The 26,183-nt window shown below is 40.5% G+C and carries 25 protein-coding genes; 18 read left to right on the forward strand and 7 right to left on the reverse strand.

Annotated elements, in window-relative coordinates:
* Nucleotides 1-61: 61 nt before the first annotated feature.
* The 9 genes from RBB56_RS09710 (at nt 62) to RBB56_RS09750 (ending at nt 12,568) form a co-directional block, all read left to right on the forward strand.
* The gene (locus RBB56_RS09710; RefSeq protein WP_306718665.1) at nt 62-1,885 is read left to right on the forward strand and encodes a sensor histidine kinase; all 1,824 of its coding nucleotides are present in this window, start codon (nt 62-64) and stop codon (nt 1,883-1,885) included.
* Nucleotides 1,882-2,622 (forward strand): response regulator transcription factor, encoded by a 741-nt coding sequence (locus tag RBB56_RS09715; protein ID WP_306718667.1) that lies wholly within the window; start codon nt 1,882-1,884, stop codon nt 2,620-2,622. Before RBB56_RS09710 ends, RBB56_RS09715 begins: the two co-directional genes overlap by 4 nt.
* A 97-nt stretch (nt 2,623-2,719) precedes the next feature.
* Nucleotides 2,720-4,042 carry an ABC transporter substrate-binding protein gene (locus tag RBB56_RS09720; RefSeq protein ID WP_306718668.1) on the forward strand — a complete coding sequence of 441 codons (1,323 nt, stop codon included), beginning with the start codon at nt 2,720-2,722 and terminating at the stop codon, nt 4,040-4,042.
* Between the two features lie 94 nt (nt 4,043-4,136).
* Nucleotides 4,137-5,036 carry a carbohydrate ABC transporter permease gene (locus tag RBB56_RS09725; protein ID WP_306718669.1) on the forward strand — a complete coding sequence of 300 codons (900 nt, stop codon included), beginning with the start codon at nt 4,137-4,139 and terminating at the stop codon, nt 5,034-5,036.
* A 29-nt stretch (nt 5,037-5,065) separates the two neighbouring features.
* Complete coding sequence (locus RBB56_RS09730) at nt 5,066-5,902, forward strand: carbohydrate ABC transporter permease (protein WP_306718671.1); 837 nt, start codon at nt 5,066-5,068, stop codon at nt 5,900-5,902.
* A 41-nt stretch (nt 5,903-5,943) separates the two neighbouring features.
* Nucleotides 5,944-7,929 (forward strand): glycoside hydrolase family 31 protein, encoded by a 1,986-nt coding sequence (locus tag RBB56_RS09735; RefSeq protein ID WP_306718672.1) that lies wholly within the window; start codon nt 5,944-5,946, stop codon nt 7,927-7,929.
* Between the two features lie 56 nt (nt 7,930-7,985).
* On the forward strand, nt 7,986-9,008 hold the full coding sequence (locus tag RBB56_RS09740) for a zinc-dependent alcohol dehydrogenase family protein (protein ID WP_306718673.1): 1,023 nt from the start codon (nt 7,986-7,988) through the stop codon (nt 9,006-9,008).
* Nucleotides 9,009-9,053: 45 nt separating this feature from the next.
* On the forward strand, nt 9,054-11,330 hold the full coding sequence (gene yicI / locus RBB56_RS09745; protein ID WP_306718675.1) for an alpha-xylosidase: 2,277 nt from the start codon (nt 9,054-9,056) through the stop codon (nt 11,328-11,330).
* A gap of 281 nt (nt 11,331-11,611) precedes the next feature.
* Nucleotides 11,612-12,568 (forward strand): D-2-hydroxyacid dehydrogenase, encoded by a 957-nt coding sequence (locus tag RBB56_RS09750; protein ID WP_306718677.1) that lies wholly within the window; start codon nt 11,612-11,614, stop codon nt 12,566-12,568.
* 3 nt (nt 12,569-12,571) lie between these two features.
* Here the strand turns inward: RBB56_RS09750 and RBB56_RS09755 are convergent, their stop codons facing one another.
* The 3 genes from RBB56_RS09755 to RBB56_RS09765 all read right to left on the reverse strand — a co-directional run bounded on the left by RBB56_RS09755 (nt 12,572) and on the right by RBB56_RS09765 (nt 14,347).
* Nucleotides 12,572-13,009, reverse strand: a complete 438-nt coding sequence (locus RBB56_RS09755) for an NUDIX hydrolase (protein ID WP_306718679.1) — start codon at nt 13,007-13,009, stop codon at nt 12,572-12,574.
* Between the two features lie 109 nt (nt 13,010-13,118).
* Nucleotides 13,119-13,817: a 5'-methylthioadenosine/adenosylhomocysteine nucleosidase gene (locus RBB56_RS09760; protein WP_306718680.1), complete on the reverse strand. Its 699-nt coding sequence runs from the start codon at nt 13,815-13,817 to the stop codon at nt 13,119-13,121.
* A gap of 50 nt (nt 13,818-13,867) precedes the next feature.
* The gene (locus RBB56_RS09765) at nt 13,868-14,347 is read right to left on the reverse strand and encodes an S-ribosylhomocysteine lyase (RefSeq protein WP_306718681.1); all 480 of its coding nucleotides are present in this window, start codon (nt 14,345-14,347) and stop codon (nt 13,868-13,870) included.
* A gap of 373 nt (nt 14,348-14,720) precedes the next feature.
* Between RBB56_RS09765 and RBB56_RS09770 the strand changes: the two genes are divergently transcribed.
* From RBB56_RS09770 to RBB56_RS09785, 4 genes are all read left to right on the forward strand, one after another.
* Nucleotides 14,721-15,431, forward strand: a complete 711-nt coding sequence (locus RBB56_RS09770) for a FadR/GntR family transcriptional regulator (protein WP_306718683.1) — start codon at nt 14,721-14,723, stop codon at nt 15,429-15,431.
* A 17-nt stretch (nt 15,432-15,448) separates the two neighbouring features.
* Nucleotides 15,449-17,233: a dihydroxy-acid dehydratase gene (gene ilvD, locus RBB56_RS09775; RefSeq protein ID WP_306718684.1), complete on the forward strand. Its 1,785-nt coding sequence runs from the start codon at nt 15,449-15,451 to the stop codon at nt 17,231-17,233.
* 241 nt (nt 17,234-17,474) lie between these two features.
* The gene (locus tag RBB56_RS09780; RefSeq protein WP_306718685.1) at nt 17,475-18,701 is read left to right on the forward strand and encodes an EAL and HDOD domain-containing protein; all 1,227 of its coding nucleotides are present in this window, start codon (nt 17,475-17,477) and stop codon (nt 18,699-18,701) included.
* A gap of 67 nt (nt 18,702-18,768) precedes the next feature.
* Nucleotides 18,769-19,329, forward strand: a complete 561-nt coding sequence (locus RBB56_RS09785) for a YdeI/OmpD-associated family protein (RefSeq protein ID WP_306718686.1) — start codon at nt 18,769-18,771, stop codon at nt 19,327-19,329.
* A gap of 22 nt (nt 19,330-19,351) precedes the next feature.
* Here the strand turns inward: RBB56_RS09785 and RBB56_RS09790 are convergent, their stop codons facing one another.
* Nucleotides 19,352-19,909 (reverse strand): GNAT family N-acetyltransferase, encoded by a 558-nt coding sequence (locus RBB56_RS09790; protein WP_306718688.1) that lies wholly within the window; start codon nt 19,907-19,909, stop codon nt 19,352-19,354.
* Between the two features lie 83 nt (nt 19,910-19,992).
* On the reverse strand, nt 19,993-20,664 hold the full coding sequence (locus tag RBB56_RS09795; protein WP_306718689.1) for a methyltransferase family protein: 672 nt from the start codon (nt 20,662-20,664) through the stop codon (nt 19,993-19,995).
* 320 nt (nt 20,665-20,984) lie between these two features.
* Between RBB56_RS09795 and RBB56_RS09800 the strand changes: the two genes are divergently transcribed.
* Genes RBB56_RS09800 through RBB56_RS09810 form a run of 3 tightly spaced genes read left to right on the forward strand, consistent with a single transcriptional unit; the run spans nt 20,985 to nt 22,661 of the window.
* On the forward strand, nt 20,985-21,428 hold the full coding sequence (locus RBB56_RS09800; RefSeq protein ID WP_306718690.1) for a LytTR family DNA-binding domain-containing protein: 444 nt from the start codon (nt 20,985-20,987) through the stop codon (nt 21,426-21,428).
* Nucleotides 21,425-21,832, forward strand: a complete 408-nt coding sequence (locus RBB56_RS09805) for a hypothetical protein (protein WP_306718692.1) — start codon at nt 21,425-21,427, stop codon at nt 21,830-21,832. The genes RBB56_RS09800 and RBB56_RS09805 overlap by 4 nt, the downstream gene beginning before the upstream one ends.
* On the forward strand, nt 21,816-22,661 hold the full coding sequence (locus tag RBB56_RS09810) for a CPBP family intramembrane glutamic endopeptidase (RefSeq protein WP_306718693.1): 846 nt from the start codon (nt 21,816-21,818) through the stop codon (nt 22,659-22,661). The genes RBB56_RS09805 and RBB56_RS09810 overlap by 17 nt, the downstream gene beginning before the upstream one ends.
* A gap of 92 nt (nt 22,662-22,753) precedes the next feature.
* Here the strand turns inward: RBB56_RS09810 and RBB56_RS09815 are convergent, their stop codons facing one another.
* A complete protein-coding gene (locus RBB56_RS09815) occupies nt 22,754-23,296 on the reverse strand; it encodes an NADH peroxidase (protein ID WP_306722124.1) in 543 nt (180 codons plus the stop codon).
* A gap of 62 nt (nt 23,297-23,358) precedes the next feature.
* Nucleotides 23,359-23,751 (reverse strand): Fur family transcriptional regulator, encoded by a 393-nt coding sequence (locus RBB56_RS09820; protein ID WP_306718694.1) that lies wholly within the window; start codon nt 23,749-23,751, stop codon nt 23,359-23,361.
* Between the two features lie 205 nt (nt 23,752-23,956).
* Here RBB56_RS09820 and RBB56_RS09825 point away from each other — a divergent pair, with 205 nt between their 5' ends.
* Nucleotides 23,957-25,432, forward strand: a complete 1,476-nt coding sequence (locus RBB56_RS09825) for a sensor histidine kinase (RefSeq protein WP_306718695.1) — start codon at nt 23,957-23,959, stop codon at nt 25,430-25,432.
* A gap of 44 nt (nt 25,433-25,476) precedes the next feature.
* A complete protein-coding gene (locus RBB56_RS09830) occupies nt 25,477-26,166 on the forward strand; it encodes a response regulator transcription factor (RefSeq protein ID WP_306718696.1) in 690 nt (229 codons plus the stop codon).
* Nucleotides 26,167-26,183: the final 17 nt, after the last annotated feature.

Below are 26,183 nucleotides of genomic sequence, written 5' to 3' on the forward strand. Positions count from 1 at the left end.
AGTAACTGTATAATAGATAATCACGGAACTCATAAGAAAATTAGCAGAGGACAAGATAGGAATGAAAGAATATATTGAAGGTTTTTTGGGAAGAAAGTCGAGTATACAAAGAAAGGTAATCGCCGCATATCTGCTTTTGGCGGTACTTCCCATCATTATTATTACATTATCGGCGAGCTTTATCTATTATAATAGGATTTTGGAGGGTGCTTACAGTCTTGTGGAGGAGAATGCAAGGCAGCATGAAATTGTAGTTCAGGAAAGAATGGATTCATTGAAAGGTGTTTTATATGAAATGCTTATCAATACAGAGTGTATTAGATTGGCCGATAGCATTAATTCAGGGGATGAAGACTCTTTTCTTGTAGACGGATCACATATGGAAACACTCCTTAGAAGAAGTGTCTATACGTATCAGGGAATTAAGAGTGCTGCTTTTATTGCTGATAACAGGCAATACGTAACTTATTCCAAGTTTTATGGCAGTATCAATGAGAGTATTTGGTCAGATGAAGAACAGAGAAATGCTATTTATGATAAAGTCAATAAGGAGCAGCAGCTGGCTTTTGCGGCGGCCGTCAATTTAAGCAATACGAAGGAAAGAGATGACTATGTGATTATGATGGGATATCCGGTGAAGCACTTGAAGACGAAAGTGCAAGAGGGTGTACTTATCATGGCTCTCGATGATGAAATGCTTTTGTTTGACAAGGGTGATGAAGCACATGGGGAGAAAAGAGCCGCCAATGGGATTACAACGGTAATTTTAGATGATGAAGAGAAAGTTATTGCAGGAGTTGCCAGCATTGATGTTAATAAGAAATATGAAGATTATCTGAGCGAGAAGTTCGATAGTATTAAGGGAATATCTGAGAACCGAAGAAAGATTGAAGGGACTGTATGGACGATTGTTAATATTATCGATACGGCTGTGTACCGTAGGGATATTTATCATTTAGTAAGTATGGTTTTTGTTCTTATGGTGGCGGTTACCTGTTTCTTTTTCCTGCTTCTATTTGTTGCCTCACGTAAATATATCGATACGATTCAGAAGATTGCTCAAGGGATTCATGATTATGAAGGAATCGGCAAAGGGGAGATTCAAGTAGACGTAGGGGAAGAGGATGAGCTGTATGTAATTGTAGGGCAGTTCCATAAGATGACGACTAGGGTTAACTCGCTTGTAGAAATGCTGCGCCAGAGGAATGAAGAAATTAAGGAGGCGGCAATTAATCAAAAACATGCGGAGATAAAGGCTTTGGAAGCACAAATCAATCCTCACTTTCTGTTTAATACGCTGGATTCTATTAATTGGAGGGCGATTGAGCATGACGAGGAGGAAATTAGCGATATGCTCGGGACTTTGGGGAGCCTTTTGAGATATAGTGTTTCCAATATCGACATGGAAGTTGTGTTGGAAGCAGAGATAAGCTGGCTGAAAAAATATATCTTTCTTCAAAGGGATAGATTTCATAATTCTTTTGACTGTCGGTATAATATTACGGAAGAGGCGATGTCATTTCCCATTTATAAAATGCTTCTGCAGCCTATTATAGAAAATATAATTTTACATGCCTTTGAGGAAGTAAGAGAGGGGGGAATGATTGATGTTATGGCTTTCGTTCGCCCGGATGAAAAGTTGGAAATCCGTATTAAGGATAATGGTTGCGGAATGTCCGAGGAAGCGCTTGCGGAGATTAGGGAAGAGATTAAGGAAAAGAGACCTTTGAATAGTAAGAGCATAGGCATTAGCAATATTATTCATAGGCTAAGGATATATTATCAGGAAGAAGCGGGGCTTACGGTGAAGAGTACGCTTGAAGAAGGCAGCGAATTTATTCTACTTATACCAAAGAGGAAAAAGAGAGAGGAGATCAAACTATGAAAACAATCGTTATCGTAGAGGACGAGTTCAGAATTAGGCAGGGACTTTCCAATCTGATTAACAAAGTGGACATGGGATGTAAAGTAATAGGGGAAGCAGAGAATGGATATGAAGGGCTTAAGATGATTCAGGATATGGAGCCGGATATTGTGATTACGGATATTCAGATGCCTAAGATCGATGGTTTACAGATGATTGAAAAGGCAAAAGAAATGGGAGCCCGATGCATCTTTGTGATACTTAGCGGTTATGCTGATTTCGAATATGCCAGAAAAGGGATTCATCTCGGTGTCAAAGAATATTTGCTTAAACCTGCCACTATATCGAGTGTGAAGGAAATGTTGTTAAAGTTCACAGGCGGAAAAGGGAAAGAGATAAGCAATATTGGGGAAGAAGGATACTCGGGAATGGTAAAGGAAATGCTCGCCATTATCGAAGAAAGTTATGGCATGCGCTTGGGGCTGGATACCTTTGCCGAAAAGTTTCGCCTGACCCCTGAATATATCAGTAATTTGTTCGCCAAAGAGACAGGAATGACATTTTCCAACTATTTGAAGAAGATTAGAATTGAAAAGGCCAAGGAACTTATTTTATCCACGGATATGAAAATTTATGAAGTGGCATGCAGTGTAGGTTATTCGGATCAGAAGTATTTTTCTAAGGTTTTTAAAGAGTATACAGGAGTATCAGCGAAGCAGTTTGCTGTAGATATACAAAAAAATAAAAGAAAAGGGTAAGCTTTTATACACTTTTTTTAAAATATTGGAATTTTATATATGTTCTCCGGCAATTATACTAAAGTTACAAACATTAAGAAATAAAGGAGGATAACAAATGAAAAAGAGTATTGCATTATTACTGACATTGGCAATGGTTACCGGAACGCTTGTAGCGTGCGGCAGTAGTTCAGAGCCATCAACAGGAGGAACAACAGAGGCTACAGAAAATACAGCAGAAGAGGCAGAACCTGCTGAAAGCAACGAAAGCGCTGAAGATACTTCTTCTGCTTCCGCAGATGGAAGAACGGAAATTACATTCTGGCATTATATGTCGGAAGACAAAGAGGGTAAATTTGTAAATGAAGCGGTAGAGGAATTCAATAATTCTCAGGATGAAATTTTTGTTACTGCTCAGTATTTACCTCGTGCTGAACTTATGAAACAGTATACAATCGGTGTTGTATCCGGAGAACTTCCGGACTGTGGTATGGTGGATAACCCGGATCACAACTCTTATGCATCCATGGGTGTTTTCGAAGATATTACAGATCTTTACAATTCATGGGAAGAAGCAAGTTTCTTAGAAGGATCCATTAACTCGGCTTACTATGAAGGCAAGTTATACGGACTTCCTTGGGGAAATAATGCATTAGGTCTTTTCTACAATAAAGAAATGTTAGAAGCGGCAGGTGTGGAAGTTCCCACAACATGGTCTGAATTAGAAGCAGCTTGTGAAGTACTGACAACAGATACGACCAAAGGACTTGCAATTTCAGCTATCGGTAATGAAGAAGGTACTTTCCAGTACATGCCTTGGTTATTATCTTCAGGCGGCAGTGTGACAGATTTGACATCAGAAGGTTCTAAGGAATCTATGTCATATTTATCCGGATTGATTGAAAAAGGATATATAAGCAAAGAGTGCGTAAACTGGACACAGGCAGATGCTGAGAAGCAATTTGCAGCAGGACAGGCAGCAATGATGATTAACGGCCCTTGGCAGTTCTCAGGACTTGCGAATGATGCGCCTGATCTCGAATATGGTGTAGCGAAGGTTCCGAAGGCTGACAACGGAGAATATGCTTCCGTACTCGGTGGTGAAAACGTGGCTATCTGCGCAGGTGCTAACGTAGAAGCATCTTGGAAATTCTTAACATGGATCACAAGTAAAGAAAAATCACAGGAAATTTGTAGATCTATCGGACGTTTCTCTCCCAGAGCTGACGTAGATGTTCAGGAAATGTTCAAAGATGATCCATTGAGCTCTGTATTTGCAGAAGTAATGCCTACAGCACACTCCAGAGGTCCTTCACCTGATTGGCCGGAGATTTCTGCAGCGATCTATACCGCACAGCAGGAAGTATTTACAGGACAAAAAGATGTGGATACTGCAATGGCAGATGCACAGGCTAAAATTGATGCAATTGGCTCGAGATAAAAGATAAAGAAGGTCCCATCGCATGTACAATATTATATTGTGATGTGATGGGACTTTTTGAATATATTAATTGTTTTGGAAAGGAAGGTTGCGTATGCAGTCAAATAAACGGGAGAAAAAGGAAGAGATACTCGGATATTTTTTTATTGTGCCGGCAGTGGCTTATATGCTTATATTTATTGGATACCCGATTGCGTATAACTGGATTATCAGCTTTCAGGATGTGACTGCGAAGACATTGGGAAGTGCGGCAAGGGATTTTATCGGTTTTGGCAATTATAAGATGATTTTTATGGATGTTACATTTAGAAATGCTCTTCTTCACACATTTATTTATACCATTGGATGTCTGGTCATCCAATTCTCACTTGGATTTTTGTTTGCGATGTTTTTTGCTAAGAAGTTTACACTCTCGAAACCAATCAGAGGATTCATCGTTATCAGCTGGATGCTTCCGGTTACGGTAACGGCACTTGTTTTTAAATTTATGTTTGCAGAAAGTAATGGTATCATCAATACGATTTTGATGAATTTAAATATAATTAAGCAGCCGATCGGGTGGCTTTTGCAGGGTAATACGGCTATGATTGGATTGATTATCGCTAACTCCTGGGTAGGAGTTCCTTTCAACATGCTGCTGCTTACGACAGGACTTAATAATATTCCCGGCGATATTTATGAAGCGGCCGATATCGATGGGGCGAATGGAATGCAGAAGTTTACTAAGATCACACTCCCTTTGCTCAAGCCAACAATTATGTCTGTATTAGTGCTCGGTTTCGTTCTAACCTTTAAGGTGTTCGATCTTGTCTATGTAATGACAGGAGGCGGACCGGTAGATGCGACAGAAGTATTGTCCACATATTCTTATAAGCTGTCCTTCCAGTTATTCCATTTTGGTGAAGGAGCTGCTGTGGCTAATGTACTATTTGTCTGCCTGCTCTTAGTGGCACTGGTTTATTTAAGGACAATTTCAAAAGATGAAGTGATGTAAGCGAAATTCGTGCGAAAGGAGTTTTGAAAATGAAAAGTATACACCTTACTCTTAAACAAAAAAATATCTTACTCAGCATAGTAGCCGTAATCATCGCTTGTATTTTCTTATTTCCGCTCTACTGGATTGTCATTAATTCCTTTAAGCTGGATAGCGAGATTTTCGCGAGCAGACCGACTATGTGGCCTGAGAAGTTCACCTTAAATGCATATAAAGATCAGTTAGGAAGTCTGTCTACCACCATGAAGAACTCAATTATTATTGCAGTCGGTTCCATGTTATTATCCTTATGTTTGTCCGTTCCGGCAGCCTATGGATTGGCAAGGTATAAAGTGCGTGGAATGAAGATGTTTGTATTGATTTTCCTTATTACGCAGATGCTCCCTGCTTCTTTGGTGCTGACCCCCTTATTCCTGATTTTTTCTAAATTGGGAATTCTGAATACGTATTGGGCACCGATTTTATCGACAGCGACCATATCGATACCGTTTATTGTATTGATGTTGCGCCCGGGATTTTTAAGTATGCCAAAAGAGTTAGAAGATGCGGCGAAGATAGATGGCTGTAATGCATTGACGGCGTTCTTCCGTATTGCCATTCCCATTTCAAAACCTACGGTAATTACCGCGTCCTGTTTTAGCTTTGTGTTTGCATGGAATGACTTGGCTTATTCCATGACCTTTAATACAAAAGAAATGATGAGACCGATGACCTCGGCTATTTATACATTTATGAATCAGTATGGAACGAAATGGAATAGTATTATGGCGTTCGGCGTGTTGCTGATTCTTCCGAGCTGTATTATCTTCGTAACGATGCAGAAGCATATTGTGGAAGGTATGACCAGCGGTTCTGTAAAAGGATAACATCATAAATTATAGTTGAGAAAGAAAGGAAATTAAGAAAGATGAGCGTATTTAGACAGGAAGGAAATTGCTTGAAGTTTCATTATGATGCGGAGGAACTTTGGATTGAGCCCTGGGGAGCTAATAGCTTCCGGGTTCGTGCTTCTAAGATGGCACAGATGCCTCAGGAATGCTGGGCGCTTGAGATGGAAGTGGAGAAGACCGAAGCTGAAATAACGATAGAAGAAGGATGCGCATCGATTAAAAACGGTAAGATTAAAGCGACAGTTTCCCGTTACGGAAAGCTGACTTTTTATAATCAGAAGGACGAAGTTCTTCTGGATGAATATTTAAGAAACCGCTTGGATGTATTTGCTGATTATTGCAGTGCTTTGGAGGTAGAGGCGAGAGAGTTTAAACCGATTCCGGGTGGAGACTATCATTTATCCATGAGATTCGTGTCGAATCCTGAAGAGAAAATCTATGGTATGGGGCAGTATCAGCAGCCTTATTTGAATCTAAAGGGCGCGGACTTGGAACTGGCACAGAGAAACTCTCAGGCTAGTGTACCATTTGCAATTTCCTCCCTTGGATATGGATTCCTCTGGAATAATCCGGCAGTAGGAAGAACGATTTTTGGTAAGAACATTACTACTTGGGAGGCGTATTCCACAAAAGGGCTTGATTATTGGATTACAGCGGAAGATACACCTGCGAAAATAGAAGAAGCATATGCTAAGGTAACGGGAACAGTACCGATGATGCCTGATTATGCTATGGGATTCTGGCAGTGTAAGCTTCGTTACCAGACGCAGGAAGAATTGCTGGAAGTAGCGAGAGAATATAAGAGAAGAGGACTTCCCATTTCTGTTATTGTTATTGATTATTTCCATTGGCCGCTGCAAGGTGATTGGAGATTTGATCCGGAATATTGGCCCGATCCTGATGCAATGATAGCAGAGCTGAAAGAGATGGGTATCGAGCTTATGGTATCCATATGGCCCACCGTAGACTATCGCAGCGAGAACTTCGATGAGATGAGAGAAAAGGGATATTTAATCCGCACCGATAGAGGATTCCGTATGGTGATGGATTTCCAAGGCAATACGGTTCACTACGATGCTACGAATCCGGAAGCCAGAGAATATGTATGGCAGAAGGCGAAGAAGAATTATTACGATAAAGGCGTAAAGGTCTTCTGGCTGGACGAAGCAGAGCCGGAATATACGGTTTATGATTTCGATAACTACCGTTATCATATGGGGCCTAATGTGCAGATCGGTAATATCTATCCTGCTTTGTATGCGAAAACCTTCTTTGATGGTATGAAGGCAGAAGGACAGGAGAATATTATCAACTTACTGCGTTGTGCATGGGCAGGTTCTCAGAAATATGGTGCTCTCGTATGGTCTGGAGATATTCACTCCAGTTTCTCAAGTTTGCGCAATCAGTTGGCAGCAGGATTGAATATGGGAATTGCAGGAATTCCTTGGTGGACCACAGATATTGGCGGTTTCCATGGTGGGGATCCGACAGACCCTGACTTCCAGGAATTGTTAGTTCGATGGTTCGAATATGGGACCTTCTGCCCGGTTATGCGTCTGCATGGATATAGAGAACCTTTGAAAGAGCCCATGGGAAAAGAAGGTGGAGCGGCTTGTGTGTCCGGAGCGGATAATGAAGTATGGTCCTTCGGTGAAGAAGCTTATGAAATCTGCAAGACCTATTTACAGATAAGAGAAGATATGAAGCCTTATATTACAGAGCGTATGAAAGAAGCCCATGAAAAGGGAACGCCCGTTATGCGTCCTCTGTTCTATGACTTCCCTCAGGATAAAAAAGCATGGGAAGTCGAGGATGAGTATATGTTCGGTCCTGATTACCTCGTTGCACCAATCCTTTATGCAGGCATGAGAAAACGAGAAGTTTACTTGCCGGCAGAAGACAATTGGAAGAATTATTGGACCGGAGAGGTATTCCGGGGAGGAAGTGTTATTGAGGTGGATGCTCCGCTTGCACAGCTTCCGGTATTTGTAAGAAGTAAATAAGGTGACTATAAAGTTATTGAACAGCTACTAAGATAAGAAAGGGTACGGTTATTACTATGATGAAAGCGGCAGTATTTTACGGAGAAAAGGATCTGCGGATAGAAGAAATCGAAATACCCAAGCCTGGATGTGGGGAAGTTCTGCTTAAGGTACATGCTTGTGGTGTGTGCGGAACCGATGTCCATATCTATGAAGGAGATGAGGGAGCAGCCAAAAGCCCTGCAGGTACTGTTCTCGGACATGAATTCTCCGGGGAAATTGTAGAAGTCGGTAAAGGCGTTACACGGTTAAAAGCAGGGGATCGTGTCTGTGTGGATCCGAATAAGTTGTGCGGAAAATGTGAATATTGCCTGAGCGGCATCGGACATTTTTGTGAAAACATGGTGGGTATCGGAACGACAGTGAACGGCGGATTCGCGGAATATTGTGTAATCCCACAGGAACAGGCCTATGTCATCTCGGACAATCTTACCTTCGAGGAAGCAGCGATGGCAGAGCCGGTGGCTTGCTGCCTGCACGGAATCGATCTATGCGAGATTCATCCGGGAGATACGGTAGCGGTATTCGGCATGGGAATGATTGGCCTTCTTATGATGCAGCTCGCACGTATTAGCGGAGCAGCGAAAATCATTGCAATAGAACCGGTGGAGGTAAAGCGGAATCAGGCGCTGCAATTGGGCGCCGATCTGGTTATCGATCCGATTAATGAAGATATTAAGGAAGTTCTTGCCGCAAATAATATCGGACGTGTTAACACTGTTATTGAATGTGTGGGAAGAATCGATAGTATGAAACAAGCTATGGAAATTGCAGGTAAGAAATCAGTGGTAATGCTATTTGGATTAACAAGGCCGCAGGAAGAGCTTCCCGTAAAGCCTTTCGATCTTTTTAGAAAAGAGATTACCTTAAAGGCTTCCTTTATCAACCCGTATACACAACAGCGGGCGGTAGCACTTATCGAATCGGGTAACATCGATGTGAAGTCTATGATCTCAAACAGACTTCCCCTGGGAGAGCTGGAAAAGGTGCTGGGAGACAGTGCGATGCGCAGTCAAGGAAAGATTATTATTAATTTATAAAAAGAATAGTAACCGAAATAAAAATGATTGTGAAGGAGCGAAACTATGAAATTTACAAATGGATATTGGCGTATCAGAGAAGAAATTGATCCCGTTTATGCCGTTGAATATTATGATTCTGAGATAAAAAATAATGAGTTGACCGTATATGCAGCGACTAAGCATATGGGAGACCGTGGCGATACGCTGAACCAACCTATGCTTACGGTAACCTTATCCAGCCCAATGGAGGATGTGATAAAAGTTTCGGCAGTACATTTCAAAGGGGCTTTGAATCTGGGACCTCATTACGAAGTGACACAGCAGGGCGGCGATTTCATCTCTATTACAGAAGATGAGGACAAAATTATCTATACATCCGGTAAGACGAGTGCAATTATTTATAAAGGGATGAATGCGTGGAAGATTGAATTCAAAGAAGGAGATAGACTTCTGACTGAAAGCAGCTATCGCAATCTCGCTTATATGAAAAACAAAGAAACGAAGAAAAACTATATGGTAGAACAGCTCCTGCTAGACGTAGGCGAATATGTTTACGGTATGGGTGAGCGTTATACTCCTTTTGTTAAAAACGGACAGATAGTGGAAATCTGGAATGAAGATGGAGGAACAGCTTCGGAGCAGACGTACAAAAATATTCCTTTTTATATTACGAACAAAGGTTACGGAGTGTTTGTAGGACATGCAGGAGATGTTCACTTTGAAGTAGGAAGCGAAAAGGTAGAGCGTGTACAGTTCAGCGTATGTACAGAACAGATAGAATATTATATTTTAAATGGACGTACACCGAAAGGAACTGTACAGTTATATACAGAACTGACAGGTAAACCTGCACTTCCGCCTTCATGGTCTTTCGGTCTTTGGCTGACTACATCTTTTACTACAAGCTATGATGAGGAAACGACAACAAGTTTTATCCAGGGAATGGCTGACAGAGATATTCCGTTGCATACCTTCCACTTCGATTGCTTCTGGATGAAGGGCTACGAGTGGTGCAACTTCGAATGGGATAAAGATACGTTCCCGGATCCGGAAGGAATGTTGAAACGCTATAAAGATAGAGGGCTGCATATATGCGTATGGATTAACAGCTATATCGGCCAGAAATCAGCACTCTTTGATGAAGGCATGGAACACGGATATTTCGTGAAGAACTTGGATGGTTCGGTATGGCAGTGTGATAGATGGCAGGCAGGAATGGCACTTGTTGACTTCACGAACCCTGCAGCCTGCAAATGGTATGAAGAGAAGCTGGAAAGGCTGATCGACATGGGAGTGGATAGTTTCAAGACAGACTTCGGAGAAAGAATTCCTGTTACCGGAGTGAAATACTATGATGGTTCCGATACAGTGAAAATGCATAACTATTATGCTTATCTTTACAATAAGGTCGTATTTGAATTGTTGGAAAGAAAGCTTGGAAGGGATAAGGCTCTTGTATTCGCCAGATCGACAGCAGCAGGCGGACAAAAATTCCCCGTTCATTGGGGCGGTGATTGTACGGCAACCTATCCTTCTATGGCAGAGGACTTAAGAGGCGGTTTATCCCTGTCTCTTGGCGGATATGGTTTCTGGAGTCATGATATAGGCGGCTTCGAGCAAACGGCATCAGCGGATGTATATAAACGTTGGTGTGCATTCGGTCTGTTGAGCTCTCACAGTAGACTTCACGGTTCCACTTCTTATCGAGTACCGTGGTTATTCGATGACGAAGCATGCGACATCTTAAGAAAGTTTGTGAAGTTAAAATGTTCTCTTATGCCTTATCTCTATGCGCAGGCAGTGAAAGCACATAAAGAAGGAATTCCTATGATGCGTCCGATGTTCCTGGAGTTCCCTGAGGATCTCACATGTGAAACTTTGGATAAACAGTATATGCTGGGAGATTCCTTGCTGGTAGCTCCTATTTTCAAGGAAAGTGGAGAAGTTGCTTATTACCTTCCGGAAGGAAAATGGACGAATTATCTTACCGGAGAGGTAAAAGAAGGCGGCAAATGGTATCGTGAAGTATTCGATTATTTCCATTTACCGTTAATGGTAAGAGAAAACACTATTCTGGCAGTGGGAAATAACGAGGATAAACCGGATTACGATTATGCCGATGGAACGACGTTGAAGCTGTTCCAGATTCAGGATGGTGTTCAGGTTCAGGCTATGATACCGGATATAGACGGTAGAGAAGCGATGACGGTTTCCGTTTCAGCAAAAGATGGTAAAATATCTCTGCAGACAGAGGGAGGAAAGAACTTTACGGTAGAAGTAGCAGGTCATCCCGAAGCAAGTATAAAGATATCAGGAAATCAGGCTGAAATCGAATTATAATAAAAGAAGTGCGCTTTGAAGTGGATTTTTGAGAACCAGATCAAGGCGCACTTTTATGCACTATTTTCCGACAGAGGATAGATACTATCTAGTCGGTTAAAATTAATACCGTTAGCTTCCTGAAAAGCCTTTACGCCTTCTTTGCCGCAGGAAAGTTCAAAGGCGGTGGTGACTGTATCACAGAAAAAGAAAATATATCATAATCTTTCCGGCAGTGCTATAATAGGGACAATGCAAGAAATTGCCTAACCTGATTGGATGTGGAAAGGAGTATAGGATATATGAAAATTGTAATTTTAGAGAGAAATACAGTAGGGTTGGATATATCAGTAGAACATTTGAAAGAGTTAGGAGAAGTGACGATATATCCTAATACATCGCGGGATGAGGTGGAGGGACGGGTAAAAGATGCAGATATTATTATTGCAAATAAATCTCCCTTAAAAGAAGAGACGCTGAGGAATGCGCAGAATGTGAAGTTGATTTGTGAATTTGCAACCGGGTATGATAATATCGATTTGGATTACTGTAAAAAAAGGGGAATTAAAGTAGCTAATGTGGTTAATTATTCAACAGCAGCAGTGGCACAGCATACCTTTGCCCTTTGTCTTTATGTATTGGAGAAATTGCACCATTATGATAAATATGTGAAATCAGGAGAGTATGCAGCACAAAGTGGGTTTTCCAACTTCTCCATTCCCTTTACCGAGCTCGATGGAAAGACTTGGGGAATTGTAGGAATGGGGAATATCGGAAGAAAGGTTGCGCGGATAGCAGAAGCCTTCGGTTGTAAAGTTATTTTCTATTCCGCATCGGGTAAAAGCGCTTGTACGGATTATAAGCAGGTGGATTTTGATACTTTACTCGGCAAGTCAGATTTCCTGTCGCTGCACTGCCCATTAAGTGATAGAACGAGAAATCTCATCAATCTGGATGCGCTGAGGAAGATGAAGAAGACTTCTATCCTTATAAACGTGGCGAGAGGCCCTGTAGTAAATGATGCTGATTTGTATACCGCATTGACAGAAGATATGATTGCCGGTGCCGGGCTGGATGTGACAAGTACGGAGCCGATGAGAGATGAGAACCCCCTTAGTAAGATAATGGATAGCAATAAACTGATTATAACCCCGCATCTTGCATGGGCGAGTACTGAGGCGAGAAACCGTGTGGTAGAAGAAACGTATAAAAATATTGAGGCCTTCTTAAAGGGAGAAGATAGAAACCTCGTAATATAAACTTTACAGATATCCTCTTTTTCTTGCCTCTCCAATCAATTTAGGCTGTATCAGAGGGTATGTCCAATTATCGATAAGGTTATCGGTGATGATTATTTCTTCAATTTCACTATGCAGTTCTTGTTCGAATGATTGTATATCTGCAACAAATAGCATCCCGAAACTTTCCTTATCTAGGAATTCATCTACTCTTATTTTGCCTTTAACCGAATAGACGCATACAGGTTCTATAGTAAACTCGATAGCTCCGGTTTCTTCTTGAAGTTCTCTCCTTGCAGTTTCAAGAATATCTTCTCCGGTTTCTCTATGCCCGCCGGGTACTTCATATGTATCTCTGTCTTTATGCTTGCAAAACACCCATTTTCCATTGCTCTTGGAAATAATCACAGCAAATTTCAGCAGATCATCATCTATTTGATTATAAAATGTTACCTCTATCATATTCACTGACTCCGGTACTAACCTATCGATTTGTCACTTGTTCCGATTATAGCTCAATATACCGAATATTCGGTATATTGAGCTTCCTTCATAAATAGCGAATCAGATCTTAAATCTTCTGTATCATATGTGCCACGAGCTTCGCACAGTCGGCAGCAGCTTTTCGTTCAAAAGAGGGATAGTCCATCTCTGCGCTCTCATCGGCCTTGTCGGAAATGGCACGTATAATAACAAAAGGAATGTGATTTAAGGTGGAGGCCTGGGCGATAGCAGCCCCTTCCATTTCAGCGCAGAAGCCTTCGAAGACATTCACAAGACGTTCTTTTACTGCCTTGTCACTAATGAATTGATCACCGCTGACAACCCGTCCGGAAAAAGCATGGATATCCGGATTAACATCCTCGCAGGCAACCTTGGCCAATGCGATGAGAGACGGCTCCGCAATGAATTCACGCTGCCCGAGCTGAGGAATCTCTCCCGGCTGGTAGCCGAATACGGTAGCATCCACATCATGATACATAGCATCAGTGGAAATGACGATATCGCCAATATCGATGCTGGGATTGAGAGAGCCGGCAACGCCGGTATTGATAATATGGGTGACATGGAATAAATCTGCTAAGATTTGTACGCATATACCGGCATTTACTTTGCCGATACCGCTTCGTACGATTACTACTTCAACATCGTTCAAGCTTCCTTCATGGAAGTCCATAGAAGCTTTCTTAACGATATTATTTATCTTCATCTTTTCTTTTAAGGTCTCCACTTCGAGTTCCATGGCACCTATAATTCCGATTTTGTTCATTTGGCACAAAATGTCCTTTCTTAAATTGGTAAGAACGTCGTTTCAAAAGCTTACTGCGGATAAACGAGGCGGCTGTCATCGATAACGTAAAGAACAGTATCGAGATATTTTTTGGCAAGGTATTTTGCCATGTTTAAGTTCATGTCCAGATAATTACCGCAGTCTTTTGCGCTGGCACCGGGAATTTCACCCTCGAAGTCACGGATGAACTCATACATTTCCACCATTAAGGGAACAATATCCTTGGAAGAATAGTCGCCGTTCAAGAGAAGATAGAAGCCGGTACGGCATCCCATAGGGCCGAAATAGATGGTCTTCTCCTTATAATCCGCATGATTGCGCAGGAAGGTAGCTGCCAGATGCTCGATGGCATGCATTTCTGCGGTATTCATAACCGGTTCCTCGTTAGGGGAGGTCATCCGCAAATCAAAGGAGGTAATCGTATATTCTCCTACCGCATCTTTGCGAGATACATATACGCCGGGTTGTAATTTTATATGGTCGATGGTAAAGCTTGCTATTTTTTCCATAGAATCTCCTTTTCTAAATAAATACAATTTGAATATAAGCAATAAGCTTAAGGTTCGATATTTTTTATTTTATATTTATTATATCATAAGGCAAGTACAAACTGAAAACAATATATTTTGTACTCCAAACTTTCATAATATTTTAAGATATTTGCAAAGACATCTGATGAGTTTCGTGTTATTGATGAAATATAGCATAATGAGAGCGTTTCTGGTATTTAAATTCAATAGAAATTGTGAAATACAAACAGAAAATAGAAAGGATTCATGTTAAAATAGTAGAAAGCACTGTAACAACTTGCTAAAAAATATAAGGATTAATATAATTAAATAGAAGTCATATGATGAATGCCATAATAATAGGAGCCTGAATATGCAAGAGTTCTCAAGCTATAAAGAAAAGCTGCTAACAGAGCAGATAGAGGAACAGATTCTCGATTATATTACAAAAGAGCAGATTGAATCGGGTAAGAAGCTTCCCAATGAATTCATTTTAGCAGAAAAGTTCGGTGTTGGAAGAAGCACCTTAAGAGAAGCGGTAAAACTATTGGTCGCCAGGGGAGTATTGGAAGTTCGCCACGGTTCGGGAACCTATGTGACGAGTTCCATGCCACTTGATAATGATCCGCTTCATTTACGTGAAATAGAGGATAAAATCTCTCTAGCAATGGATATTGTCAATGTCAGATTAATTCTGGAGCCGGAGATAGCAGCGCTTGCAGCCTTGAACGCTACGGAGGAAGATATTAAGAGGTTAAGAGAATTATGCAGTATGGTAGAAGATAAAATCATAAATGATGAGCCGTATATAAAAGAAGATATAGAATTTCATGCATTTATCGCTAAGTGCTCCAAAAATGTGGTTATGGGGCAATTGATACCTATTATTGATACGGCGGTTTTGCTATTTGTAAACATAACTCATAAAGCCTTAAAAAGAGAGACAATAGAAACTCATAGAGCAATTACAGACGCGATACAAAAACGTGATTACATTGGTGCAAAAACTGCTATGTTAATGCACATTATCTACAACCGGGATAAAATTAAAGAGATCAAAGATAGTAGGAATTCAGACAGATAAAGAAAGAGGTCATCCATATGTTAAAAAGTCAAGAAGTCAGAAAAATAGCACCGGAAATGGACCCGTTGAAAATGGGAATGGGATGGACGGTTGAAGAACTTGAAAAACCGCAGATCATAGTGGAAAGTACTTATGGAAACAGCCATCCCGGATCCACCCATCTGGATACTTTTATAGAAGAAACGGTGAAGGCTGTGAATACAAATGGCGGTAAGCCGGCCAGATATTTCGCCACAGATATGTGTGACGGAATGGCACAGGGACACGATGGAATAAACTATTCCCTGGCTCATAGAGAGGCTATTGCTAACTTAGTGGAAGCACAGGTCAATTCCGTTACCTTTGATGGCGGTGTCTTTATTGCAAGCTGTGATAAAGGGGTGCCGGCTATGCTTATGAGTATCGGCCGATTAAAAGATATGAGCGCTATTGTAGTGAGCGGCGGAGTTATGGAAGCAGCTATTATGCAAGAAGAATATATTGTAAATGATCCAAGCTGTGCCAGAAATGAATTGCTGACGTTGGAACAAATAGGAAAGTTCTCGGCAATGCATGAACGGGGTGAGATTCCGGATGAGCAGCTTACCTTCTACAAGCATAATGCCTGTCCTAGCTGTGGGGCATGTTCCTTCATGGGAACGGCTGCTACGATGCAGGTAATGGCAGAAGCCTTGGGATTGATGCTTCCCGGTACGGCGGTTATGCCTGCTCTCGCTCCGGAATTAAAGCAGGCGGCTTATAATGCAGGTGTGCAGATTATGAAGCTTGTGGAGCAAAATATCACAGCCGGAGATATTGTTACAATGAAGAGCTTTGAAAATGCGATTATGGTACATGCGGCAATTTCAGGTTCCACGAATGCAGTTATGCATATTTCAGCGATTGCTCATGAGTTTGGCTTTGAAATAGATGCGGATACATTTGACCGTTTGCATAGGGGCGCACACTATCTTTTGAATGTAAGACCTTCGGGTGATTGGCCGGCACAATACTTCTATTATGCAGGAGGAGTTCCCCGCATCATGGAAGAAATTAAGGATATGCTTCATTTGGATGTTATGACCGTTACGGGTAAAACACTTGGTGAGAATCTGGAAGACTTAAAGAAGAATGGTTTTTATGAGCATTGTGATAAATTATTGGAAGAAAAGGGGAAACCTCTGGGAAGAAAAATTGAGCGTACGGAAATTATACGTGATTTTAATCAGGCGATTGGAATGGATGGAAGTATCGCTATTTTAAAAGGTAATTTGGCGCCGGAAGGAGCTGTTATTAAACATACAGCCTGCCCTAGAAATATGTTTCAGGCAAAATTAAATGCCAGACCCTTTGACAGTGAAGAAGAAGCCATCGATGCTATCTTTAAAGGAGAGATTAAGCCAGGCGATGCGGTATTCATTCGTTATGAAGGACCAAGAGGAAGCGGGATGCCGGAGATGTTCTATACGGGCGAAGCGATCTGTTCGAACCCGGAGTTGGCGGCAAGCGTTGCGCTCATTACAGACGGAAGGTTTTCAGGTGCGTCCAGAGGTCCTATTATCGGTCATGTATCTCCTGAAGCAGCATCAGGCGGACCTATTGCACTAGTGGAAGAAGGCGATCTTATTGAGTTGGATGTAGAAAGCCGTAAACTTAATATTGTCGGAGTAAAGGGGATAGAAAAGTCCCCGGAGGAAATGGAAGTTATATTGGATGAGAGAAGAAAATATTTAAAAGAATTCAAAAGTAAGTATACAAGAGGATTATTAAAGCTTTATGCCCAACATGCAACAAGCCCTATGAAGGGTGCATATATGGACTAAATCACGAACCGGTAAGCTATTGCCTGTGGGCCCAGAGTCTTACGAAGGAAATGGTTGAGAAATTTGACGGGAATTGATTAGAAATACTAACGAAAGCGACAGCTGAAAAAACTGGTAATATAGTTCGGCCTATAGTATAATTACAGTAATATAATCCGATATTACTATGCAAAAGATGCGACTTGTTGCTGGCCACGGTGTGAACAGTAACTGCGACTTGACCGCTTGACGAGGAAAACATATGCTTGTAACATTGATACCGCTGTTCGATGAGAATATGTCAGTACGGGCGTACTCCCTATTCTCCCAAAAGAATAATTTTTTATTGAATCCCAGTATGCTCGGAACCGGGCAAAACGATGGTGCCGCCAAAGTGGAAGGGCTGGAAGTCATCCGGAATATGGGAATAGAGACACTTCCTTCGGACAAAGAGGTTTTTGTAACTCTGAATAATATTTCCGTATTTTCCGATATAGATGCCCAATGCGATGCGCCTCACGGTAGAATTGTATTGCTGATAGATGATACCTTTCCTCCTGTAGAAATGTATACTGGAAGACTGAAAGAATTGAAAGATAACGGATATAAATTGGCCATCCGTAAGCTGGCTGTCCACAATTTTGAAGACTATCGGGACATTTTGAAGTTAATGGATTATATCTTTATAAACTATAAAAAGATTCCTCTGGACAAAGCCAAATTATATTTTAATAAGGTGTATCCGGCATTGAAATTGTGTGCGGGGAATATAGAGAGCCAGGAAGTCTTTGAAGAGGTGAAGGCCCTTACGGGATACGACCTGTTTGAAGGGGAGTTTTTCCGTGTGCCTGTTACTAAGGGACAAAATAAGGTAGCTCCTTTAAAAGTAAACTATATTGAGCTTTTAAATACGGTGAACAACAATAATTTTGAATTGGCGGAAGCGGCTGACATTATAGGCCGGGATCCGGCATTGGCCATTTCTTTATTAAAAATGGTGAACCGTATGACCATCAATTCTCAAATCACATCCCTTCGCCATGCGACAGCTATGCTGGGTCAGAAGGAACTGAAAAAATGGATCAATACGGCGGTCGTACACGAGATGTATTCGGAACGCCCCAGTGAGATGACCCGTTTATCCCTGATTCGAGCCAAGTTTGCTGAAAACCTTGCACCCGTATTTGGGCAGGAAGTCCAGGCGCAGGAACTCTTTTTGGTGGGACTGTTTTCTGTTTTGGATGTTATTATGGAAAAATCCATGAGTGAGGCTCTGAAGGTGATTAAGGTATCCAAGAACATCAGCGACGCCCTGATTGACAGGCAGGGCAATATGGCTCTGGTTTTGGATTTTATGCTGCGGTATGAAAGTGCAGACTGGCAGGAAGTTTCCAGACAGATGATCTTGCAGAAAATTGATGTAGGACCTGTGTATGAAGCTTATATGGGAGCCCTGCTGTGGTACAGAAAGATTTCTCTGGATGAATAGGGAAAGAGATATGAACTTAACGTAGCGAATTTATAGATATGATCAAAAAATAATAGGAGGTGGTATTTTGTCTGAGCATTTACAATTTACTTCGCGTGGTGAATTCAGGAATTGGTTAAAAACGAATGGTATGTCCGGCGATGGTGTGTGGTTGTTGTTCGGAAAATCGGGCGGTCCGAAAACAATAAAGGCAAGCGAGGCTCTTGAAGAAGCTCTATGCTTTGGTTGGATTGACGGACAAATGCAGAGCCTTGACGATAAGGCATATATCAAATATTTCTCGGAGCGCTGCAAAAACAGCAAGTGGTCAGAGAAGAATAAGGCCATTGTCCAGATACTTGAGACACAGGGTATGATGACTGATTATGGTAGAGCGAAAATCGAGGAAGCCAAGAACAATGGCCAATGGGACAAGCCCAAAGCTCCATCCATTACGGATGAACAGATAGCGGTTTTGTCCGATGTATTGAAAGAATACGAACCGGCTTATACCAATTTTCAGGCAATGTCCCCATCTGTACAAAAGACTTATACACGGGCATACTATGATGCAAAAACCGATGCCGGCCGTGCTAACCGCATATCGTGGATGGTTGAAAGGCTGAATAAGAATCTTAAGCCGATGTAGTTAATGTAATCAGTTCCCTCTTCTACCGGTGGATTCTATTCCATTCCTCCCGAAGCAACCGATATTCTACTCTGGTCTTCATTTTTCCGTCATGCCATTCCCAGTCTATATGCTCCGCTTCTTTGATAAAACCGCACTTTTTCATTACCTTTTCTGAACCGGTATTCTCCAAAAGGCATCCTGTAGTAATCCGATATACATCATTTTCGAGGAAGGCAAAGTTTAATATCTTTTTAAGAGCTTCTGTCACATAGCCATTATTCCAATACCGCGGATATGTGAAATAGCCTACATGAACTAATTTTCCCAGAGGAGTATTGTCCGTTACCGTATAGCCGATACTTCCTATTTGTTCATGGGAAGATTTTAATTCTATGTGTAAAAAATAAAACTTTCTGTTTTCGCTTTTTAAATCCATTAGAGTATCTGCGAAATCTTTCTCTGCGTCTTCCGTAGATTGAAGTTTAATGTCCTGCAGATAATACATGGTCTCAGGGTCACTCTTCAACCGATAGTAGGCTTCTTTATCCGTTATTTCATAATCCCGAAGGATTAGACGTTTTGTTTCTAATAGGAGCATATTGATGATCCTGCCTTTCCCATAGCATACAGAAATGTAGTTTTATACTATTACCTCTTATATGTGAAATATTTAATATTCTGTTACCAGATAAATGGAATAAGCCGATATCTGACCTTTTTCGTGTATTCTGTGTATCCGGTCAATCCTTCTTTTAATACAGTTTCTTCGTTTCTTATCCTTTTAGTCAGAAGAAATGGGTAAATGAAAAAGATAATGAAGGCATATGTAGAACCTAAAATAAGGGGTATCGATAGGAAGAGAAATACGGTTGTAAAGTACATGGGATGCCTTACGATTCTGTATAGGCCGGTATCGATTACTTTTTGACCGTCTTGTACTTCGACTGTTCTGGATAAATAGACATTTTCTCTCATAACTTCTGCATATAGTCCATACGAAATTAAGAAGATAATCGCTGCTGCTATACTCACCCAATCGGGGAGTTTGCTCCAATTATATCTGAAATCTAATGCGGAGATAATGAAACCGACTACAAATAGGATGAACGATAAGATGATGACTTGCTTTTGGGCGCGTTCATTTTCTCTCGTATTCAAACGCTTTGCGAGCAAATCGGGCGATTTTAATAAAAGAATGAGACCTGCCAGAAGCATAGGGATAAAGAGAACGCTAAGAAAGAGCCAGGCATTCCAATAATGTATTGAGCCTGCCGGTAAGAATAATAGCAGGCAAACTGTTATCAGACCCGTAAGAAGTTTAGTGGACGATTGAAATAATAATTTGATTGACATGATCTGTTCCCCCTTCATAAAAATATTATACCTTAGCCGCAAGCGGCCACGGTATGTTTTTTGCACACTCGCTTTGCTCGGCGCAGTATAATACTGTTTAAATATTATACCATATGACTTTTGTAATTGTTCAATATATTTTTTTGCAGGTTCGATTCTTCGGAGTATTCAGATGTAACGGTGAAACATTGAACAGTTAAGAAAGAAAAAATCTTAGAATAGCATTTTAGTTGCAATTGAGGGCACTGTATTTGTAGGTCATGTTATCCTATCTTTAGTTTACTATGGTTTATGTTAAGATAGACATAAGGAGGCAGACGATGGAACTGATAACAAAACAAGTGGATGGCAAGCCGTTAACGATAACAATCGAATATTCTGAATTAGATATGAAGATTAAAAAAGTTATACAAAGAATCAAATCACTGGATTTGATGATTAGCGCTAATAGTGACGGCAAAACTTTTTCATTGAATGTTTCAGAGATATATTATATTGAAACAGTAGGAAGAAAAGTATTTTTATATACTGAAGATGAAATTTATATGGTGGATAAAAAGTTATATGAGCTTGAAAAACAGTTAGAAGATACAGGAATAATACGGATTAGTAAGTTCTGCTTGATGAATATGGATATGCTCTACAGTGTGAAACAGCTTATGAACAGCCAGCTTGAAGCAACTTTAATCAATGGTGAAAAACTGATTGTGGCAAGGACCTATTTGAAATGCATTAAAGATATTTTGAAGGAGGAAGTAAGGTGATAAAAGAATTTCTCAAAAGCACCCTTTTGTTTGCAGCAATAATCATTTTGACAGTATTTGCTGTGTCATATTTGTCAATAGGAACAACCCCGGAAATAGTGCTTGTATTTGAACTTTTCTTTTTATCTTTCTTGATTACGTTCATTCAACAGCTATTAAAACAAATGGAATGTAGTAATTTCTTGCTGAATATAGTCATCGAATACTTTTCTGTTTCCGTTGTAGTACTTTTATACGGATATTTCGTTCAATGGTTTTTCAAATCAAATTGGTGGATAGTTTTTGTATATGTAGCAATTGTATATGTTCCTGCATATTTTCTTGATGCAGCAATTGTAAAGAAAGATATTAACTATATCAATATTCAATTAGAACAGAGGCGTAAGAATGAAGAAAATATTTAAAAGAGAAGACAAATTAGTCCTGTTTTTTGTGATTACGCTTATATGGACATGGAGTTTCGGCTTTATTCCCGTTATCATAGGAATAGAGGGTACGCCATTGGGAACTTTCTTATTTTATTTCGGCGGCGGCGCGCCTTCTGTTACGGCGTTATTCCTCGTATTTTTCACTTACACGAAAGAGCAAAAAAAGGATTATTTTAAGCGGTGCTTCAGTTTCCGCCACATGGGGATAAAGTGGCTTCTTTTAACCATTCTGTTTTTTTCGGTAATTACAATAGCAGCACTTATAATAGGCGTATACTTGTTGGGATATGAGATGCCGGGAATGAATTATATTCATGCAATTATACAAAATCCTTTTTATATATGTGTCGTGTTGTTTCTGTCGGTTATTTCCGGACCATTGAATGAGGAATTCGGGTGGAGGGGATATGCGTTGGATCGGTTATTTACCAGATACGGATTTGTGGGAGCTACTTTGATTTTAGGTTTTATCTGGGGAATTTGGCATATGGCATGGTATTTTACCCCGGGGCAGGCTCAATACGATATGTTTCAGTTCTCGCCGTTCCATGCGATTATGTGGATTCCGTCTGTCACGATTTTTAACTTTTCTGTTTCCTATGTATATATTAAGACGAAAAAAAGTATTTTGGCAGGAGCATTGGTACATATGTTTTCAAACTTATTGGGAAGCCAGCTTCTTTCCCCCTATTCGGCAGAAATGAGTATGGTGCTCCGTTACACTACAATGTTCTTTTGCGGCTGCCTTGCATTATATTGTATTTTTTCGCCAAAGTTTAGAGAAGAATTTGCCGCTGTATCATAATGCAATAATTAACGCCCTGCAAGTGAAATCATATCAGACTTGTAGGGCGTTATTATTATGTTATAGCTTGCAGCCAATTCAACTTCGTTGAATTAACTAAAGTAGCGTTTAAGTAGTCCTTCAAATGCTTTGCCATGTCTTGCTTCGTCTCTTGCCATTTCATGTACTGTATCGTGAATAGCATCGAGGTTCTGTTCTTTTGCGCGTTTTGCAAGATCAAATTTACCCATAGTTGCGCCGTTTTCTGCATCAACTCTCATTTCGAGGTTTTTCTTTGTGGAATCTGTCACAACTTCGCCGAGCAATTCAGCAAATTTTGCAGCATGTTCAGCTTCTTCCCATGCAGCCTTTTCCCAATATAAACCGATTTCAGGATAGCCTTCTCTGTGTGCAACTCTTGACATAGCAAGGTACATACCAACTTCTGTACATTCGCCTGTGAAGTTATCTCTTAAGTCTTTTAAGATATCTTCGCTAACACCCTGAGCAACTCCTACAACGTGTTCAGCAGCCCATGTTCTATCTGCGCTCTGCTGAGTGAATTTGGAACCAGGTGCACTACAAATGGGGCACTTTTCAGGTGCTGCATCTCCTTCGTGAACATAACCACATACTTGACATACAAATTTCATAATCCTATTTCTCCTTTAAATATATTAAAATTTTATAACTGCCATGTTTATTCTATAAAAGCCTATTAAGAAAGCTGTTGTTGACAACAATCGCCACATAGCCCATGAAAATAAGTGACATGCCCATCGATACGCCCATTAAAATTCTTAGCAGCAGTATCTGTGATACTGTCTATACTTTCCATCTCTAAATCGATAACGCTACCACAACATTTACAGACAAAATGATTGTGAGGTGAGGTATCACAGTCGAAATGATCTACCCCATCTCCAACATCAACTTTCTGTATCTCGCCTCTTTCAGTAAGAAGGGTGAGGTTACGATATACGGTGCCAAGGCTAATATTAGGGTATTGCTGCCGAACATTAATATATACGATATCTGCGGTCGGGTGGTCTGTTCTTGTGCTAATGAACTCTTTAATAACCTCCCGTTGCCTACTATATTTAAGTGCCATGCATTGCTCCTTTAAAATTAGTAATGATTACTGTTTTTATTATAACAAATATACGAAAAGTGTCAATAGTAAATCCAAAAATATTCAAAAAAATATAATAAATCATTTTACAAAGATTTAATAAGTTTATTCCGTTCTTTTTATAATATTAACGCCTGTTTTGTGCTATAATCGTAATAATTAATAGAACACAGGGGAAATGGATATGAAGTTTAAGACGAGATTGCTTGTTACCTTTTTGACAATTGTATTTTTGCCCCTGGCATTGACAGCGGCGGCATTTGTTAGTATTGGAGGATATTTGGCTAATGCCCAAAAAGAATTTGGAATAGTAAATATTAATTATACCATGATGTCAAGCCCTTCCGAGACATTTGAGAAGATCTCAGAGGAGGTTTTCAAGGAAGTTAAGCGGCAGATTATAGAGGATGAGACGAGGCTGGAAGAGTTAACCTATCTGCAGGATCTAAATAACGAGATTAAGAATAGGGCGTCTTATTTAATCGTTCGCAAGGGCGATGAAATATATTATACAGGCAATGAAGTTGCGTCTGCCAAGATATTTAAACTTTTACCGGCATATGGTTATGAGAATGAAAGTGAAGATTCAGGCTATTATTATAATAGTATGGAAAAGCTTGTGAAGCAGCTTGACTTTACCTTTTCGGATGGTTCAGAGGGCAGTTTCTTCATCGTAACGCGGATGCACACCCTTATATCGAAGCAGCTGTTAGTGGATATGTTTATCGCTATTGTTTTAATACTGATATTTACCAGTCTGATGCTTACCAGATTTATTCAACGCGGAGTATTTGAACCGGTGAATGCACTGAATCTGGCAATGAAGAATATTGCTGATGGCAACTTGGAATATATGCTCAATACGAATAATAATGGCGAGATAGGGGAACTGTATAGAAATTATGAAGATATGCGTCTTCGTCTGAAAGAATCTACCGATGAGAAATTCGAACATGAGAAGCAGAATCGGGAATTGATCAGCAATATTTCTCATGATTTGAAGACACCCATTACCGCAATCAAAGGGTATGTGGAAGGTATTATGGATGGTGTGGCAGATACACCTGAGAAAATGGATAAGTATATTAAGACCATTTATAATAAGGCCAACGATATGGACCGGCTTATTAATGAATTGACAGTTTATTCCGGTATAGATTCTAATAGGGTACCTTACCATTTCCATCGTATTAATGTAGCCGATTATTTCGGTGACTGTGTGGAGGAAGTAGGGCTTGAACTGGAATCTGAGAATATCGAACTGAATTATTTCAATCTGGTATCGCCCGATACGGTAATAATAGCAGATCCGGAGCAGCTTCGACGCGTTATTAGTAATATCATCGGCAACAGTGCGAAATATATGGATAAGGAAAAGGGAGTTATTGACATCCGCATACTGGATGAAGTAGATTCCATCCGTGTTGAGATAGAGGATAATGGAAAAGGTATTGCAGCTAAGGATTTGCCCAATGTTTTCGAACGGTTTTACCGTACGGATGCTTCCAGGAATTCTTCCAAAGGGGGAAGTGGAATTGGTCTTTCCATAGTTAAGAAAATTGTTGAAGACCACGGCGGATATATATGGGCAACGAGTAAAGAGGATGAAGGTACCTGTTTGCATTTCGTATTTAGAAAGTATCGGGAAATGAAAGAGTAATGGGTAATATAAATATATAATCATATAGAAAGGTGTTGTTTATTATGAGTAAAATATTAATTGTAGAAGACGAAGAAGCAATTGCTGACTTAGAGAAGGATTATCTTGAATTGAGTGATTTTGAAGTGGAAATAGAGCATTCCGGGGATCGCGGATTGGAAAGAGCCTTAGCCGGGGACTTCGATTTGATTATTTTAGATTTGATGCTTCCGGGAATAGATGGTTTCGAAGTATGCAAAAGAATTCGGGAAGAGAAGAATATACCTATTCTTATGGTTTCTGCGAAAAAGGATGACATCGATAAAATCAGAGGACTTGGGCTTGGTGCGGATGATTATATGACGAAACCTTTCAGCCCCAGTGAATTAGTAGCGCGAGTAAAAGCACATATGGCGAGATATGACAGACTTGTCGGTTCTAATCAGAAGACTAACGATATAGTAGAAATCAGAGGAATCCGCATCGATAAGACAGCCCGCAGGGTGTATATCGATAATGAGGAGAGGACCTTTACGACGAAAGAGTTCGATTTACTCACCTTCCTGGCGGAGAATCCCAATCATGTATTTACTAAGGAAGAACTGTTTCGTGAAATCTGGGATATGGACTCTATCGGCGATATCGCTACGGTAACCGTTCATATTAAGAAGATTCGCGAGAAAATTGAATTCGATACGGCAAAGCCCCAATATATTGAGACAATCTGGGGAGTTGGATACCGTTTTAAGGTGTAACATACGAAAAGAATCTG

The organism is Kineothrix sp. MB12-C1 (assembly GCF_030863805.1).
In the GTDB taxonomy this organism is placed as follows: Bacteria; Bacillota; Clostridia; order Lachnospirales; family Lachnospiraceae; genus Kineothrix.